14 protein-coding genes and 3 tRNA genes are annotated in these 14889 nt (G+C 64.3%); 8 read left to right on the forward strand and 9 right to left on the reverse strand.

Features of this window, described 5'->3' with window-relative positions; all coding sequences use genetic code 11:
• Positions 1–20: 20 nt before the first annotated feature.
• From P1K88_RS04735 to P1K88_RS18410, 3 genes are all read left to right on the forward strand, one after another.
• Positions 21–635: a response regulator gene (locus P1K88_RS04735; protein ID WP_276412955.1), complete on the forward strand. Its 615-nt coding sequence runs from the start codon at positions 21–23 to the stop codon at positions 633–635.
• A 105-nt stretch (positions 636–740) separates the two neighbouring features.
• Positions 741–3347, forward strand: a complete 2607-nt coding sequence (locus tag P1K88_RS04740) for a PAS domain S-box protein (protein WP_276412957.1) — start codon at positions 741–743, stop codon at positions 3345–3347.
• A 17-nt stretch (positions 3348–3364) separates the two neighbouring features.
• Positions 3365–3634 (forward strand): HalOD1 output domain-containing protein, encoded by a 270-nt coding sequence (locus P1K88_RS18410; RefSeq protein ID WP_379786728.1) that lies wholly within the window; start codon positions 3365–3367, stop codon positions 3632–3634.
• A gap of 650 nt (positions 3635–4284) precedes the next feature.
• Here P1K88_RS18410 and P1K88_RS04745 read toward each other — a convergent pair.
• A tRNA-Ile gene (locus tag P1K88_RS04745) sits at positions 4285–4359 on the reverse strand.
• Between the two features lie 316 nt (positions 4360–4675).
• Positions 4676–4748 (reverse strand) — tRNA-Asn (locus tag P1K88_RS04750).
• A 95-nt stretch (positions 4749–4843) separates the two neighbouring features.
• Between P1K88_RS04750 and cca the strand changes: the two genes are divergently transcribed.
• The gene (gene cca / locus P1K88_RS04755; protein WP_276412959.1) at positions 4844–6235 is read left to right on the forward strand and encodes a CCA tRNA nucleotidyltransferase; all 1392 of its coding nucleotides are present in this window, start codon (positions 4844–4846) and stop codon (positions 6233–6235) included.
• On the opposite strand, the gene P1K88_RS04760 is transcribed toward cca, so the two are convergent.
• From P1K88_RS04760 to P1K88_RS04775, 4 genes are all read right to left on the reverse strand, one after another.
• Positions 6214–7221: a histone deacetylase family protein gene (locus P1K88_RS04760; RefSeq protein WP_276412960.1), complete on the reverse strand. Its 1008-nt coding sequence runs from the start codon at positions 7219–7221 to the stop codon at positions 6214–6216. The two genes, cca and P1K88_RS04760, sit on opposite strands and share 22 nt — an antisense overlap.
• Positions 7222–7659, reverse strand: coding sequence for a histone (locus P1K88_RS04765; RefSeq protein WP_276412962.1), 438 nt, complete (start codon positions 7657–7659; stop codon positions 7222–7224).
• 55 nt (positions 7660–7714) lie between these two features.
• A complete protein-coding gene (locus P1K88_RS04770) occupies positions 7715–9160 on the reverse strand; it encodes a single-stranded DNA binding protein (RefSeq protein ID WP_276412963.1) in 1446 nt (481 codons plus the stop codon).
• A gap of 175 nt (positions 9161–9335) precedes the next feature.
• Positions 9336–9818: a twin-arginine translocation signal domain-containing protein gene (locus P1K88_RS04775; protein WP_276412964.1), complete on the reverse strand. Its 483-nt coding sequence runs from the start codon at positions 9816–9818 to the stop codon at positions 9336–9338.
• A 135-nt stretch (positions 9819–9953) separates the two neighbouring features.
• Here P1K88_RS04775 and P1K88_RS04780 point away from each other — a divergent pair.
• A tRNA-Arg gene (locus P1K88_RS04780) sits at positions 9954–10026 on the forward strand.
• 150 nt (positions 10027–10176) lie between these two features.
• Here the strand turns inward: P1K88_RS04780 and P1K88_RS04785 are convergent.
• Both P1K88_RS04785 and P1K88_RS04790 read right to left on the reverse strand, forming a co-directional pair.
• Positions 10177–10494 (reverse strand): hypothetical protein, encoded by a 318-nt coding sequence (locus tag P1K88_RS04785; RefSeq protein WP_276412965.1) that lies wholly within the window; start codon positions 10492–10494, stop codon positions 10177–10179.
• A gap of 72 nt (positions 10495–10566) precedes the next feature.
• Positions 10567–11592: a PAS domain-containing sensor histidine kinase gene (locus P1K88_RS04790; RefSeq protein ID WP_276412966.1), complete on the reverse strand. Its 1026-nt coding sequence runs from the start codon at positions 11590–11592 to the stop codon at positions 10567–10569.
• A gap of 155 nt (positions 11593–11747) precedes the next feature.
• Between P1K88_RS04790 and P1K88_RS04795 the strand changes: the two genes are divergently transcribed.
• Complete coding sequence (locus P1K88_RS04795) at positions 11748–12359, forward strand: DUF309 domain-containing protein (protein WP_276412968.1); 612 nt, start codon at positions 11748–11750, stop codon at positions 12357–12359.
• On the opposite strand, the gene azf is transcribed toward P1K88_RS04795, so the two are convergent.
• The gene (gene azf / locus P1K88_RS04800) at positions 12360–13133 is read right to left on the reverse strand and encodes an NAD-dependent glucose-6-phosphate dehydrogenase Azf (RefSeq protein WP_276412970.1); all 774 of its coding nucleotides are present in this window, start codon (positions 13131–13133) and stop codon (positions 12360–12362) included.
• 148 nt (positions 13134–13281) lie between these two features.
• Between azf and P1K88_RS04805 the strand changes: the two genes are divergently transcribed.
• Both P1K88_RS04805 and P1K88_RS04810 read left to right on the forward strand, forming a co-directional pair.
• Positions 13282–13629 (forward strand): dihydroneopterin aldolase family protein, encoded by a 348-nt coding sequence (locus tag P1K88_RS04805; protein WP_276412972.1) that lies wholly within the window; start codon positions 13282–13284, stop codon positions 13627–13629.
• Between the two features lie 93 nt (positions 13630–13722).
• Positions 13723–14832 (forward strand): DUF7544 domain-containing protein, encoded by a 1110-nt coding sequence (locus P1K88_RS04810; protein WP_276412974.1) that lies wholly within the window; start codon positions 13723–13725, stop codon positions 14830–14832.
• The last annotated feature ends 57 nt before the right edge of the window (positions 14833–14889 follow it).

Raw genomic sequence — 14889 nt, forward strand, 5'->3', positions numbered from 1 at the left:
GTGGTGCTCTCACCAGACCGATGTCACAACTGAACGGACCCCGGGACCGCGAATCGGATGCCAGTGGAACAATTCTGGTCGTGGATGATGAACCCCATCTCGTGGGGATGTATGCGGCGATGCTCGAAGATGACCATACCGTACACACGGCGACGAGTGGGGAAGCAGCGCTCGACCAGTTCGCAGCCAGTATCGATATCGTGTTGTTAGATCGCCGGATGCCTGGGCTGACCGGTGATGAAGTACTTGAGACGATTCGCGCGGAGAGCTACGAGTGTCGAGTGGCCATGGTCACGTCTGTCGAACCCGATATGGACATCGTCGATCTCCCGTTTGACGCGTATCTCGTCAAACCGATCCGACAACGGGACCTGGTTGAGCTCGTCGATGACCTGTTACTGCGTTCTCAGTACAGTGCCGGGCTTCAAAAGCTGCTGCGTGTCTCGTCGAAACTCGCGGCGCTGGAATCACAGTTCTCTGCTGAGAAACTGGATTCACATGAAGAGTATAGAGACCTGCGCGCCCAGAAAGAGCGACTTGAAGAAGTGAATCATGAACGGCAAACAGAACTGATCGAACGCGGGGATACAGAACTCGTGTTTCGAGATGTGTTCGAGGAGGTGGAGAACGTATGACCCGTGCCGATTCGTTACGAACGGTTCTCATAGAGGTGTCGCCGTCATCGATACCGTCTCTCTCGTGTGGACAACGTATCGGGCGACATCTGGTGGTGGCATCCGATGAGTGAAGCGGATACCGAAGCCCCTCATAGCGTCGAGAGTGGGGTTTTCTCGGTGGGTCGACAGTCGCCAGACGTACTCTATGTGCAACACGGACAGGAGCGCCACACTGGGGTCACATCCGCTCTTACAGACGAACATGGCCTGACGATTCATGTAGTCTCGTCGGTTCACACGGGAGTCGATCGGTTGCAGAGCAATTCAGCAACGTTTGATTGTCTCGTCATCGATACAGGCGACGAATCACTTGAACGGTCACTTATATCGAAAGTGCAAGAACAGCGGCCCGATCTGCCACTCATTGTGTACGCCGGAGCGGAATGTGGTTCAGCTATGTGTCAGGAATATCTCTCCGCCGGCGCTAGTGACGTTGTCTCGAAAGCAACTGATACTGAGACAGGCACACTCCTGGCCAATCGAATCGAACACTGTGTGGCGCTCGACCGAGAGCGTTCTCGGGCCGACCAGCTTCGGACGACGATCGACCAGATGAAACATGGGGTGCTGATTGCTGATCCTGATGGGGAAATCAAATACGTCAATCAAGCGTTCGAAACACTAGGATACTCGCGGAAAACACTCGAAGAGTCATCTCTTATCGAATTACGGTCCAAAGCCCACGACGAACAGGTTTGTCAGGAGTTCTGGGAGACACTCACTGCTGGAAACGCGTGGAGTGGCGAACTCACGGTGAGTGGCGGGGACGGTGAGACATATCCGGTCAACCTAACAGCAACGCCAGTTCAAGATACTGACAGCGAGATTCGACGAATCGTTGCTGTTGGTGATGAAATCACCAACCGGAAACAGTATGAACGACAACTCGAAGACACCCGGCAGAAATATCAGGCGTTGATTGATACGGCACCCGATGCGATCGTTGTCGCCGATGCCGAGACCGGTGAAATCGTTGAAACGAACGAGACGGCCGTTGAGTTGTTTGACCGACCACGGAATGAACTTGTTGGGATGGACCAAACGAAACTCCATCCGCCCGAACAGCGAGACCGGTACCGCGAGCTCTTCGAGCGGCACCGACGAACCGGCGAGGCGGTTTTCGACCAGTTCGATACCGGTGATCCAATCTACATTAGTACCGCCGACGGCGATCGCATCCCAGTCGAAATTAATGCGAAAGTCGTCGAATTGGATGGTCAAACACTCGTCCAAGGGAACTTCCGTGATATAACCGAGCGCAAAGAACGTGAGCGGAGGCTTCGGGGTTTCCGCGAGGCTGTCGAACAGGCGGGTCATGCTATCATGATCACGGACACTGACGGAACGATCGAATACGTCAATCCAGCATTCAAGGAGGTAACTGGCTATTCGGAAACAGAGGCACTTGGCGAGCGGCCGAGTATACTCAAATCAGGGGAACACAACGAAGAGTTCTACGAAGACCTCTGGGGAATGATCACTTCTGGTGATGTCTGGCAGGGGGAACTCATCAACGAGCGAAAAGACGGTACCAGATATATAATCAACCAGACAATATCTCCCGTGACAAATGAAGATGGTGAGATCACCGGATTCATCGGTATAAATGCAGATATCACCGAGCGCAAAGAACGCGAACACGAATTGGAGATTCTCCGGACAGCGATCGATCACGCGGAGATACCCCTGTCATTAACAGACCCATCGCAGGAGGGTAATCCGCTCGTCTACGTCAACGACGCATTCGAGAAGGTAACTGGCTACGCGGAGCCCGAAGCTATTGGCCGTAACTGCCGCTTCCTGCAAGGCGATCAGACGGACCCAGAGACTGTGGCCACGCTCCGAGAAGCGATCGATGCTGAAGAGGAGGCCACAGTCGAGCTACGCAACTATCGGAAAGACGGAGAGATGTTCTGGAACCGGCTCACGGTCTGTCCGATCTACGATGAGGACGGCAACTTGATCCGGTATTTCGGGTCACAACAGGACATTACGGAACAGAAAGAATTCCAGGAACAGCTCAAACGCGAGCGTGATCGGCTCGACGAGTTCGCTGGCACGGTCGCTCACGACCTTCGGAACCCGCTCACGGTCGCCCTCGGACACGTCGACCTCGCATATCAGAACCAGACGACGGACGACGTTGCGACGCTCCTTGAAACGGCTATTACGGCACTAGAGCGAATGGAGACCGTGATTGACGAAGTACTGACCCTCTCAGAACAAGGCGAGACGATCCAGGAACCGGAAGCTGTCCACCTTGGAGAGGTCGTTGATGATGCTTGGGGTCTGACCGAAACATCATCGGCAACTCTCTCACTAACCGATGACATCGATGATGGGTCGGTGCTCGCGGACGAGTCTCGCCTCTGTGAACTCTTCGAAAACCTCTTCAGGAACGCTGTCGAGCATGCTGGACCGGACGTAACTGTTCAAGTCGGGACGCTCGCGGAGAGAGATGGGTTTTTCATTGCGGATGACGGTCCAGGGTTGCCACCGAAGGATCACAACCGTATCTTCGAAAGTGGCTACACAACAAGCGATGACGGTACCGGGTTCGGGTTAGCAATCGTTAAGCAGATCGTCGAAGCTCATGGCTGGGAGATTACGGTGGCCGATGCGACAACTGAAACAGGCGGTGCGCGGTTTGAAATAATCACAGAAACATGACGAAACAATCACAACTAATGAGTGGCTCTCAGCGCTGTGAGAACGGGGAGTACGATGAATATGCGGTGTGCGAATTCGAATCACCGAGTACGAGGATTGTCTCTGCAATCGCTACGTCGACGGAGCGCAACCACGACGAATTACGGCCACTGTACGACGTGATAGACCCAGATGCGCTCGATAGGGTCGTCGATAAGTCAGCTACCAAGATGTGTGTCGAGTTCGTATACGAAGGCTGTACCGTCTGTGTGGATGATGAACGGGTTCGAGTCATCACAGATCCGTAACGAACGCGCACAACGATTTTCTCCCCACATCACAAATATTTCGGTGCGACCACCACGAAAGACCGAATCAAGCGCTTGGCGGAAAAACGCCAGCCGAGGCGATCAACAACCAGACAGTGCCGTGATAAAATGTGTTGTTTTACCGTTATTTGTTTCTGGTTATCCTCTTGTGGCTATCTTCATAGTGAATCCATTGATATTGCTAACTTTTCCGATAAGTAAAACCGATGGAGAAGTATTTTGTTCTCTTGTGATAGGCTGAGTTCGCAGGTCTACTGACCGTCTGATTCATCCACGCCGGTGTGAAACAAACGATGGCCGACTGCTGAATATTTGCCAAATGGTATTACGTGCTCTGACCGCACGCCCGCAAAGGGACTTCTCACGAAAAAGCGTTCATCAGCCGCATCTTCCAGACTACTTCTGAAGCGCTTTACCGGACAGGATAGCGGACCACATCAATCGGCCATAGATTACAAACCTACTCTTCCTCGACTAATCCAGGAGGCAAGATGGCAGCGGCCCCCAACCAGACGCTGGTTGGGTCACTCGGACCCCACTCAGCTAAATCAGCCACCGAACTCAGAAAATTAGGGTTAGAATCGCTCTCTGTTCCAAATCTGTTGGCTCACAGTGGGGCAGACTCTGGATGGGCCCTGCCGGATTTGAACCAGCGCTCAATCGGTTATGAGCCGATCGCTTTAACCAGACTAAGCTAAGGGCCCTCGTCGTCGTATTCTTGAGTCCGCGTCTTTAGCCTGTCGGGTCACCGTCGGCAGATTCTCGCCGCAATCCGGGCTGGCAGCGATAGACGCCGGCGAGTCCACGCCCGGCCGGTGACAGGGCCGGTACTCTGAGGCGACGCTCCGCTCGCCATCGTGTTCACAGAAGACGACGCCACCGCCAGGGCTCGAACGAGTCGAGACGGTCACTCGCTTCGCTCGTGCTGCGACTCGCCGGCTCGAACCCTGGTTCGGACGTCAGTCGCGAGCGGCGGTACTCGGAGACGACGCTCCTCGCGTGGTGTCGCCCGGAGAAAGACGCCACCGCCAGGGCTCGAACCTGGGACAACCACGTTAACAGCGTGGTGCTCTACCAACTGAGCTACGGCGGCTCGCTGCACTCGGGGGTAGTCGGAGTTGTCAAATAGGGCTTTCGCTTCCGCCCGGCATCGACACGCTTTCACGCACTCTGTGGAAAGGGCGGGATATGAGCGACGAGTTCGACGCGGTCGTCGACCGGGTGCGCGAGCGGGTCTCGCCCTCGCCCGACGAGCGCGAGCAGCTCCAGCGGGTCGCAGATGCGGTGATGGACCGCGCTCGGGATGCCGTCGCGGACCTCCCCGTCGAGGCGACGGTGCTCCAGGTCGGGTCGACGGCGCGGGGCACCTGGACGGCCGGGGACCGCGACATCGACGTCTTCGTGTCGTTCCCGACCGACCTGGACCGCGAGACGCTCGAGCGCTACGGGCTCGAGGTGGGCCACGCCGTCCTCCCCGACGGCCGCGAGGAGTACGCCGAACACCCGTACGTCGTCGGCGAGCGCGAGGGGTACGACGTCGACCTGGTCCCGTGTTACGACGTGGCCTCGGCGACAGACATCCGATCGGCCGTCGACCGGACTCCCTTCCACACGCGTTACCTCGAGGCCCACCTAGACGAGGAGCTGGCCGACGGGGTCAGGGTGACAAAGCAGTTCCTCAAGGGCATCGGCGTCTACGGGAGCGACCTGCGGACCAGGGGGTTCTCGGGATACCTGACGGAGCTGCTGGTGCTGGAGTACGGGGGGTTCCGCCCCCTGCTCTCGGCGGCCGCGGACTGGCACCCGCCGGTCGAACTCGACCCGGCCGGCCACGGCCAGACGTCGTTCGACGACCCGCTGGTCGTCATCGACCCGACGGACCCCGAGCGGAACGTCGCCGCCGTCTGTTCGGCCGAGAACGTCGCCCGCTTCCAGCACTACGCCCGGGTGATGCTTTCGGACCCGAACGAGGACTACTTCGAGGCCGCGCTGCCGACGCCCTACGGGCCCCCGGACGTCCGCGCCGCCCTCGAGCGGCGGGGGACGACGCTGGTGGCGCTGCGGTTCGACGCGCCCGACGTCGTCGAGGACCAGCTCTGGCCACAGCTGCGCAAGTCGCTGGGCGGACTCACCGACGCCCTGGACCGCCGGGGGTTCGACGTCCTGCGGTCGGCCACCTTCGCGAGCGACGGGACCGACGCCGACTCGACACGGGCCGACCACGACGAGGCTGTCTTTTTGTTCGAACTCGCCGTGGTCGACCGTCCGGCCGTCGAGCGCCACGAGGGGCCGCCGGTCCACGTCCGCGAGCACGCGACCGGGTTCTACGAGCGCTACGCCGACGACCCGGACGTCGCGGGCCCGTACGTCGCCGGCGACCGCTACGTCGTCGAACGGCCGCGCGAGTTCACCTCGGCCGTCGCCCTCCTCCGCAGCGACGCCGTCTTCGACGTCGGTCTCGGCCCGCACGTCGAGGCGGCACTCGAGTCGGGCTACGACGTGCTCGTCGGTGCCGAACTCACAGCGCTGACGGACGACTTCGGCGTCGAGTTGGCCGGTTACTTCGAGCCAAAGCCCTGAGCGGCCAGCTCGTCCAGGACGTCGCGCGCCTCGTCGCTGACCTCGTCGTCCGGTTCCATGGGCGTGTAGCCGTCGAACACTTCGTGGACCATCGTGACCGAGTCGGCCAGCGTGTCGAGTCCGTATCCGCCCTCGAGGACGAACCCGAGGCCGGCGTCACAGTCCGCGGCGGCCTCGCGGACCCGTTCGGCCATCGCGCCGTACCCCTCCGTCGAGACGCGCATCCGCGAGATGGGGTCGTGCTCGTGGGCATCGAAACCGGCGCTGACGAGCAGGAGGTCGGGGTCGTAGTCGACGATAGCGGGCGCGATGGCCTCGTCGATGGCCGCGAGGTAGTCGGCGGTGTCCGCGCCGGGCTGGTACTTGACGTTGAGGTTCGTCCCCGCGGCGTCGCCGGCACCCGTCTGGGCTATCGCGCCGGTCCCCGGGTAGAGCCCGTCCTCGTGGATGGAGGCGTAGAAGACGTCCTCGCGGTCGTAAAAGATGTCCTGGGTTCCGTTGCCGTGGTGGACGTCCCAGTCGAAGATGGCGACGCTGTCGGCGCCGGCCTCCAGGGCCGCCTGCGCGGCGACGGCCGCGTTGTTGATGAAGCAAAACCCCATCGCGTCGTCCTCGACGGCGTGGTGGCCCGGCGGCCGGCCGAGCGAGAACGGCGTATCGCGAGCGACCGGCCCCTCGAGTGCCGCCTCCGCCGCCCAGACGGCCAGGCCCGCCGAGGCGAGCGCGGCCTCCCACGTCACCTCGACGGCGACGGTGTCGGCGTCCCAGTTGCCCCCGCCGTCGTCACAGAACTCGCGGAAGGACTCGACGTACTCGGGGTCGTGGACCGAGCGGACCAGGTCCAGGTCGACGTCGTCGGCGTCGACGTACTCGACCCCGTGTTTCTCCTTGAGTGCGCGCCTGACGGCGCGGAGTCGGTCGGGACTCTCTGGATGTCGCGGGCCGGTGTCGTGGTCCAGACAGACCTCGCGATAGCCGAAGTTCATTCAGTAGTACTGTGCGAGTTCGAAGTACATCTCGATGTCCTCTGCCTTGATGGTCCGGCGGTCGGCGTGGCGAGCGAGCGTCGCGGCCGCGGCGGCCACGTCGTCGGCGTAGGTCTCCAGCATCTCCGCGAGTGCGACCCTCGCGTCCATCGCCACCCGGTAGTCGTCGTCGATGTCGAGCCGAGCGATGCGGTCGACCGGGGCGACCGGCAGTTCCAGGTCGTCCTTGTCGGAGACCCGCGTGACGCCGAAGTCCGACGGCATCAGTGTCTTGCGGCCGTCGGCCGTCGCCTCCTCGGCGGCCGTCACCGCTAGTGACGCCCCGTGGGACTGGATCCGACGGGCCAGTTCCTCCGCGGAGCCTGCGCTCACTCGTAACCCGTCTGCGTTGCGCCGGATGACTGCGTCCACCGGGGCGAACGGAAGCTCGACGCTCATACCAACAGTCCGGAGTGTTGCGGTCTTAAGAGTTTCCGTAGCGCCGCTCTCCGTCTCAGAAGACGTCCTCGGCGTGGAGCCGGTCGTCGCGCAACTGCCCGCGGATCGTCACCTGCTGGCCCAGCTGGACGTGTTCGCTCGTCTCGACGGTCATCGTCTGCTCGCCGTCGTCGAGTACCACGGGGTCGCCCGTCTGGACGACGGTCCCGGTGAACTCGACCTCCTCGCCGTCGGCCGGGCCGTCCGCAGCAGCCGCGGCGCTCGCGGCACCGTCGACGCCGCTTTCGGCCTCGTTGCCGCTGTCGGCGCTCCCGTCGGCGAACGAGGAGAGGCCGGCGTGGTCGCTGTCGCCGGCCGTCGGTTCGGGCGCCGTGGCGGGCGAGGCGTCGACTCTGTCGTCGAAGACGACCACCGTCGACTGCCACCCGGCCGACGCCTCCTTGTCGTCTTGCCACCCGTCCTGTATCTCGACGTCGGCCGCGAGCACCTCGTCGCCGGGGGTGATGTCCTCGTCGGCCTTCTCCCCCCACAGCGCCACCCGGATGTCGCCGGTGGCATCCCGGAGCCGGACGTTCCGGACCTGCCCCTCGCTGCCGTCGTCGCGGTCGAAGGTGCGCTTCGGGTCGGCCTCCAGCACCACGCCGGCGATGTCGACCGTCTCGCCGATCTCGACGGCCTCGATGGGGTCGGCGTCCGGTTCGAAGGCGACCTCCTCGTCGATCTCGTCGACCGCGCCCTGGTCGCCGACGTGCAGTTCGAGCGACCCGTCCCGCTCGCGGACGTAGCCGTCGATTACCTCGACGGCCGCCCCGGTGTCGAGTTCCTCGGCGCGGTCGGCCTGGTCGTCCCAGAGCGTCACGCGCACGCGGCCGGTCTCGTCGCCCAGCGTGAGGTTGGCGACCCGCCCCTCGCTGCCGTCGTCGCGGTCGAAGGTCCGAATCGAATCCGTCCCGAGGACGAGGCCACGGAGGGTGACGTCCGACTGCCCCATCGTCAGCGACTCGATGGTCGACCCGTCGCCGGGTTCGACCTCGATCGTGGCGTCCTCGTCGGGTTCGGCCTTGTCGACCGAGACCTCGAGGCCGTTGTATCCCTCCTTCGGGCGCCCCTTGATGCGCAGGACCTCGCCGACCTCGAGCGCCCCGTCGGCGATGTCGGCGGCCTGCTCGTCCCAGAACGCGAGGCGGACGTGGCCGGTCTCGTCTGCCGCTTCGACGTTGATGACCCGGCCGTCCTCGTCTTCCCCCTCGCGCTCGAAAGTCCGCAGGTCGCTGACGGCCATCACCTTCGCGAGGAACTTCACCTCGTCCATCCCCGCCTCGATGTCGGCGACGGCGTTGACCTCCCCCTCGCTGAGCTCGTGGGCGATGAGCATCGCCGCCGTCTCCTCGTCCGCGAGGCCCCCCATCTGCTCTACCTTCGCCTCGACAGCCTCGCGGAACTCTGCCTCGGAGACGTCGGCCTCGACGTCCTCCTCGTAGACATCTTCTATCGCGCCCATCTATCTATGGGAGGCAGGGATGGGCTCCGCTTAAGCGTTGTCGTTGGTCGAGCGACCCGGCGCAGTCTGTCGATCTGTGGCTGCGAGCACACGGTACGAGCACCTGGTCGCCCCCTCGGATATAAACCTCCGGACCGGCCCGGCTTCTCGCGCCAGCCCGGGCGCGAGGCCGCGATCACAGCTCCGAATCGGCCACCTGCTCGGGTCCGTCTCCGTGGTCGTGCTCGACGACGACCCGGCTGGGGAGGCCCGCATCGAACGTGGCCGTCGCCGTGTACTCGATCTCGACGATGGCCTGCGTACACGCCTGGTCCTCGGTGCCCTCGCGGTCGGTCGTCCCGACGCTCACGGTCAGCGTGTTCGACTCGCGGTCGTACTCACTGCCCAGCAGCGTCGCGGTCTTGCACCCGTCGCGCCCCCAGATGACACCCTCGACGACGACGCGTGGCGCCTCGAAGCGGACCGTCGCCTCGTCGCGCTCACCCCCGCTCGTCCGGTCGTCGACGGCGAACTCGGTGTCTTCGAGCACCGGCGACTGGCTCGGTTCCGCCGGCGTCTGCTCATCCGTTGGGGACCCCTCGCCGCCGGACGACGAACACCCCGCGAGGAGTACCGCGCCGGTTGCCGCCAGCCCACCGAGAAACGTTCTCCGGTTCATACATCTCCTGACGCACTCCCGGGATACGGCGTTTGCGTTCGCTCAAACCCGGTCTTGACCGTGGTGTGTCGCCCCGTCGCGTGGCGCTCGGCGAACCGTCACCCTTTTGAGCAGCACCCACCTCCATCGATATGAGTCCGGATAGGGTAGTGGACTATCCTCTTGGCTTGCGGAGCCAGGGACCGGAGTTCAAATCTCCGTCCGGACGCTACATTTCCGCGAACAACTCCGCGAGCGACTGCCGTGTCGCTCGCTCTCGAGAGCGGTTATGCGGAGCCACGGAGATTTGAGCAGACGAGGAACGCGCAGCGAAGCGAGCATTTCTCGGCGAGTTCAAATCTCCGTCCGGACGTTCGATTCACTCACGCCCGGACGTGCTCCACGCTCGCTTCGCTCGCGTGGGCTGGACCCACCCGGACGCGGTGACGCCCCGGACGAACCGCTCTGCGTACCAGGCCGTCAGCACGACGGGGAACAGCAACACGGCGTCGAAGGGGGGCGTCCCCTCGACGCGCCCGACGGTCACCATGACGAACACCGCGACGATGGCCACGACCAGCAGCGTCGCGACGCGGTGGGCCGTCCCCAGGTCGAGTCCCGCCAGCGCGGCGCGAGCCGCGACGGCGAGTCCCGCCAACAACAGTACCACCGGCCCGTACCGCCCCCGTGTATTCATCGGTAGTCGCACGCGCTCTCAGGCGATAAACACCACTTGAGATCGAGTCCGTACCACTCGATAACACGCGTCTCAGGGCTTTTTCGGCGGCAAATAGATGGTGACGACGTTACCGTCGTCGTGGCGGTCGAACCGGAGTTCGCCGCCGAGTGACTCGACGCACCACTTCATCACGAACAGCCCCGTCCCCGACCCGTGTGCGGTGGTCGTCGTCTGTGTCAGGTCGTCGATAGCGTCGAGTTCGGTGTCCGGTATCGGCGGGGCCGTGTCGGCGACGCGGATCTCGACGCGGCCGGTGTTCGGGGAGGCCCCGACGGTGACCTCGACCGTCGGGTCGCCGTCGTCGTGCCGGATGGCGTTGTCGACGGCGTGGGTCAGGGCGTGGTCGAACGCGTCGTCGATGTGGACCCACATCTCGTCACGTTCGGTGACGGTGACGCTGGCGTCGGGATACCGCTCCCGCAGTCGCTCGATGACTTCGGCCACCGCGTCGGTCGCGTTCTCGAGCGTCCGGTCGGCGACCGTCTCGGCCATCGCCCGGTCGATCTGCTTGACCGACTCGGTCAGGCGGGCGACCTCGCCGGCCTTGCGCCGGATGGTCGCCGCGTCGGCCTGCACCCGTCGCTCGTCGGTCTCGGTCCGGATGTTCTCGGCCCGGCCCGCGATGACGGTGACGTCGTTGCGGAGGTTGTGCCGGAGGACGCGCGAGAACAGACCGACCCGGCGCGTGGCCGCGTAGTAGTCCGTGACGTCGAACACCTCCGCGATCACGCACTCGCTCCCCCCGTACCGCGAGAGCCGTATCTCGGTCCATATCAGTTCGCCGTCGGCGCGCTTCACTCGCCACCGACACTGCTGGGGCTCGCCGGCGGCGGCCGCCCGCAGCCACTCGCGGAACTGTTCGCCACCCTCGGTCTGTGTGTTCGCGCTGTACTCGTCGACGGTCATCTCGCGCAGCGTCGCGACGTCGTAGCCGAACAGCGACTCGATTCGGCCGTTCACGTCGAGCACGGCGCCAGTCTCGGGGTCGTACAACACGATGCCGACGTGTAACTGCTCCAGCCGCGCCGGCAATCGCTCGTCACGCTGGACCGACATCGGTGTAAGCTGTCGGCCTGGCCTACTACGTGGTTACTATGACCGGTATATATCGCTCCCCTCGCCTCGGTAGGGTACCGATTCGGCGTGTGTCCGGCCGCGATGCCCGACGGTCGCGCCCGGCCGTTTTTGCCCGCCCCGTCCGTAGCACACGCATGGACGCGCACCTCCGGGCCGGTATCGCCGTCTACAACGCCGGTCGCTACCACGCGGCCCACGACGCCTGGGAGGACTACTGGCTCGACCTGGAGGCGGGCGACGACGAGCGGTTCCTCCACGGGCTCATCCAGTTCACCGCCGTCGTCCACCACGCGTCCACCGGCAACTGGTCGGGTGCCCAGGGGCTGGCCGAGAGCGCCGGGACGTACCTGGCGCCGCTGCCCGAGGACTACCGGGGCGTGAACCTCGACGTGGTCCGCCCCTACCTCGCGCGGGTCGCCAGCGACCCCGAACACGCCGAACGCGTCGCGCCGCCCCCGCTCACCCACGACGGCGTCGCCGTCGACTACGAGGCGCTCGACTTCGACGCGACGGCCGTCGCCGCCGCGGTACTGGCCGAAGCCGACGGCTACGACGAGGGTGACGTCAAGCGGGCCGTCGGCTACGCGCGCGGGGAACTCGACGACCGCGGCGAGGGTACCTTCGTCGGCTTGCTCTTCTCGTTCGTCCGCGAGGGTGAGAAACGGCCCATGGTCGCCGAGCGACTCGCTGCACACGTCGCACGAGAGCGGCAGAAAGACGACGACGTCCGCGGTCTGTTCGACTGACTAGGCGTCCGGTTCGACGACGCGCTCCTCGCCGTCGAAGTAGGCGGAGTTGTCCTGTGGGTCGTAGCCAAGCACCTCTTTCGCGCGCTCGAGGGAGTAGTACTTGCGGTCGTTGTCGGAGATGCCGTAGACGATCTCGTAGTCGTAGTCGGCCTCGAGGGCACACTGGTGGATGTGGGCGCAGTCGGGGTAGGAGAGCCACATCGCCTGCCCGCGCTCGTAGTCGATCGGCGGGTGACCGCGGGTGAGGTTCCCGATGCGGATGTTACAGACGCTGATGCCGTACTCGTCGTGGTAGTAGCGGCCCAGCACCTCGCCGGTCGCCTTCGAGACGCCGTAGAGGTTGCCCGGGCGTGGCAACTCTGTGCCGTCGAGGCGGAAGTCGTCGTGCGAGCGGTACAGCTCCGGCGTGCGCGTGTCGGTCTCGAAGGACCCGACGGCGTGGTTCGACGAGGCGAAGACGAACTTCTCGACGCCCTTCTCGACGGCGACCTCGTACATCTTCTGCGTGCCGTCGATGTTGTTCGACAGCACGGAGTCCCATGGGGCCTCGGGACGCGGGTCGCCGGCGAGGTGGATGACGGCCTTGGCGCCGTCCATCGCCTCCCTGATGTCGTCGGTGTTGCTGACGTCGCCGACGATGTACTCGTGGCCGGGGTTCTCGCCTGGCGGATTGTGGTACATCAGCCGCCAGCAGTACTCGTCCCCGATGCCCTCGAGGATGGCCTCCCCGACAGCGCCGCCGGCACCTGTGAGCAGAACCGGGTCGTCCATTCGAGTAATGGGAGGCGAGCATGCAATAGGTAACTTGCGGTTCGATTCGGCCCCGCTGCATCCGCCACCGCCACGCCCGACGGGGGCCGAACCATCAGGTTTCGACGCGCGTCCAACAGTATTTATCCGACCGCCTCGAGAGGCCCGCATGGACCCCACCACGGCCCAGCGTGCCTGCTTCGAGGCGGGCATCAAGTTCGGTTCGCTGTACCACCAGTTCGCCGGGACGCCCGTCAGCCCCGCGAGCGCCGACTCGCTGGCGCGGGCGATGGAGGAGGCCATCGAGAACCAGCCCCACTGCGAGGCGGTCACCGTCGCGTTCGACGACGCGGCGCTCAGGGCGGCCATCGACGAGGGCGGCGCGGACTACACCGAACTCACCGGACGGTTCCTCGAGGTGCGGATGGTCGTCGACTACGAGGGGACCGTCGTCGAGACGAGCATGGCGATGGTCGACGGCTACCCGCTGATGCGGGTCGACGACGTCGCCGAGTGATCCGCTCCGTCGTCGCGCCGTCCCGGTGCGTCGCGCGAAGAACCGTGTCACTCCTCCGAAAATTTTAGGCTCGCGCCCCGTGCAGCCGTCCGTATGGCCCTCCACGCAGTCGGTAACATCGACGACGCGATAGACGCGACCAAGGAATTCCTCTTGCCCTTCGACCTCCGGCGGTGGTTGAAACTGGCCGTCGTCGTCTTCTTCATCGGTGGCGGCGGCACCGGCGGGATTCAGAACGCCGGCAACCTCCAGAACGTCGGGGACGGCGGCGGCCCCGGCGGCCCCGGCGGTCCGACCGGCGGGTTCTCGCTGACCGCGCCCCTGGACGTGGTGCCGGCGCCGTCGGCGGCCGTCGGACAGGTAGCGCCACCCGGTCCCGGCGTACCGTCCGACGCGGCCCAGGCCCTGGCCGGCCTCGGCCTCGTGACCGTCGTCCTCGCCGTCGTCGTCCTCCTGCTCGTGGTTATCACCTTCGCCGTCGTCGGGGCTGTCATGGAGTTCGTGTTCGCCCAGTCGCTCATGACGACGGAGGTCCACGTCCGGCGGTACTTCGGCGAACACCTCGGGAATGGTCTCCGCCTGCTCGCGTTCCGCATCGTGGTCGGCCTCGTGGCCTTGCTCATCTTCGGCGGCCTGTTGTTCGCGGTGTTCGTCCTCGCCGTGGGCGGCAACCTCGCCGACGTCGGCCCCTCGGCGATACTCGGTTCCCTCGGCCTGTTCGTCGTCGTGGTGGTCGGGATGGCGCTCGTCTTCGGGACCATCAACGGCTTCACCAACGTCTTCGTCGTGCCGCTGATGATACAGGGCGACGATGGCGTTCTCGCCGGGTGGAGTCGGCTCTGGGCGTCCCTGACGGCCGAGCCCAAGCAGTACCTCGTGTACCTCTTCCTCTCGGTGGTGCTCGCCATCGGCGTCGGCATCGTCGGCACCCTGCTGGGTCTCGTGGCGTTCGTCGTCCTGGCCATTCCCTTCGGCATCGTCGGGGCCGTGTTCTGGTTCGGACTCGGTGAGGGTCTCGCTGCGGGCGTCCTCGTCGGCGTCGTCGCGCTCCTGTTCGTGCTCGCCCTCCTCGTGGTCGCGAATCTCATCAAGGCACCCCTCCAGTCGTTCCTCCGGTACTACGCGATGCTCGTGCTGGGCGACATCGACGCCGACCTCGACCCCATCCCCGAGGTGCGGGCCTCGGTGCGGTCCGACGCGTAGGGGGCAGCCGGTCGTTTTCGGTTTCCCGAACCCTGGCCGACTCACGCCTGGCCATTA

The sequence above is a fragment of the Haloarcula halobia genome, from assembly GCF_029338255.1.
In the GTDB taxonomy this organism is placed as follows: Archaea; Halobacteriota; Halobacteria; order Halobacteriales; family Haloarculaceae; genus Haloarcula; species Haloarcula halobia.

What these genes read in the sequence shown, in the direction of transcription:
- P1K88_RS04735 (WP_276412955.1), top strand. Translation starts at nt 21, where the DNA reads ATGTCACAACTGAACGGACCCCGGGACCGCGAATCGGATGCCAGTGGA.
- P1K88_RS04790 (WP_276412966.1), bottom strand. Translation starts at nt 11,592, where the DNA reads ATGTCGGTCCAGCGTGACGAGCGATTGCCGGCGCGGCTGGAGCAGTTA.
- P1K88_RS04760 (WP_276412960.1), bottom strand. Translation starts at nt 7,221, where the DNA reads ATGAACTTCGGCTATCGCGAGGTCTGTCTGGACCACGACACCGGCCCG.
- P1K88_RS04810 (WP_276412974.1), top strand. Translation starts at nt 13,723, where the DNA reads ATGGCCCTCCACGCAGTCGGTAACATCGACGACGCGATAGACGCGACC.
- P1K88_RS04740 (WP_276412957.1), top strand. Translation starts at nt 741, where the DNA reads ATGAGTGAAGCGGATACCGAAGCCCCTCATAGCGTCGAGAGTGGGGTT.
- P1K88_RS04805 (WP_276412972.1), top strand. Translation starts at nt 13,282, where the DNA reads ATGGACCCCACCACGGCCCAGCGTGCCTGCTTCGAGGCGGGCATCAAG.
- cca (WP_276412959.1), top strand. Translation starts at nt 4,844, where the DNA reads ATGAGCGACGAGTTCGACGCGGTCGTCGACCGGGTGCGCGAGCGGGTC.
- azf (WP_276412970.1), bottom strand. Translation starts at nt 13,133, where the DNA reads ATGGACGACCCGGTTCTGCTCACAGGTGCCGGCGGCGCTGTCGGGGAG.
- P1K88_RS04775 (WP_276412964.1), bottom strand. Translation starts at nt 9,818, where the DNA reads ATGAACCGGAGAACGTTTCTCGGTGGGCTGGCGGCAACCGGCGCGGTA.
- P1K88_RS04795 (WP_276412968.1), top strand. Translation starts at nt 11,748, where the DNA reads ATGGACGCGCACCTCCGGGCCGGTATCGCCGTCTACAACGCCGGTCGC.
- P1K88_RS04765 (WP_276412962.1), bottom strand. Translation starts at nt 7,659, where the DNA reads ATGAGCGTCGAGCTTCCGTTCGCCCCGGTGGACGCAGTCATCCGGCGC.
- P1K88_RS18410 (WP_379786728.1), top strand. Translation starts at nt 3,365, where the DNA reads ATGAGTGGCTCTCAGCGCTGTGAGAACGGGGAGTACGATGAATATGCG.
- P1K88_RS04770 (WP_276412963.1), bottom strand. Translation starts at nt 9,160, where the DNA reads ATGGGCGCGATAGAAGATGTCTACGAGGAGGACGTCGAGGCCGACGTC.
- P1K88_RS04785 (WP_276412965.1), bottom strand. Translation starts at nt 10,494, where the DNA reads ATGAATACACGGGGGCGGTACGGGCCGGTGGTACTGTTGTTGGCGGGA.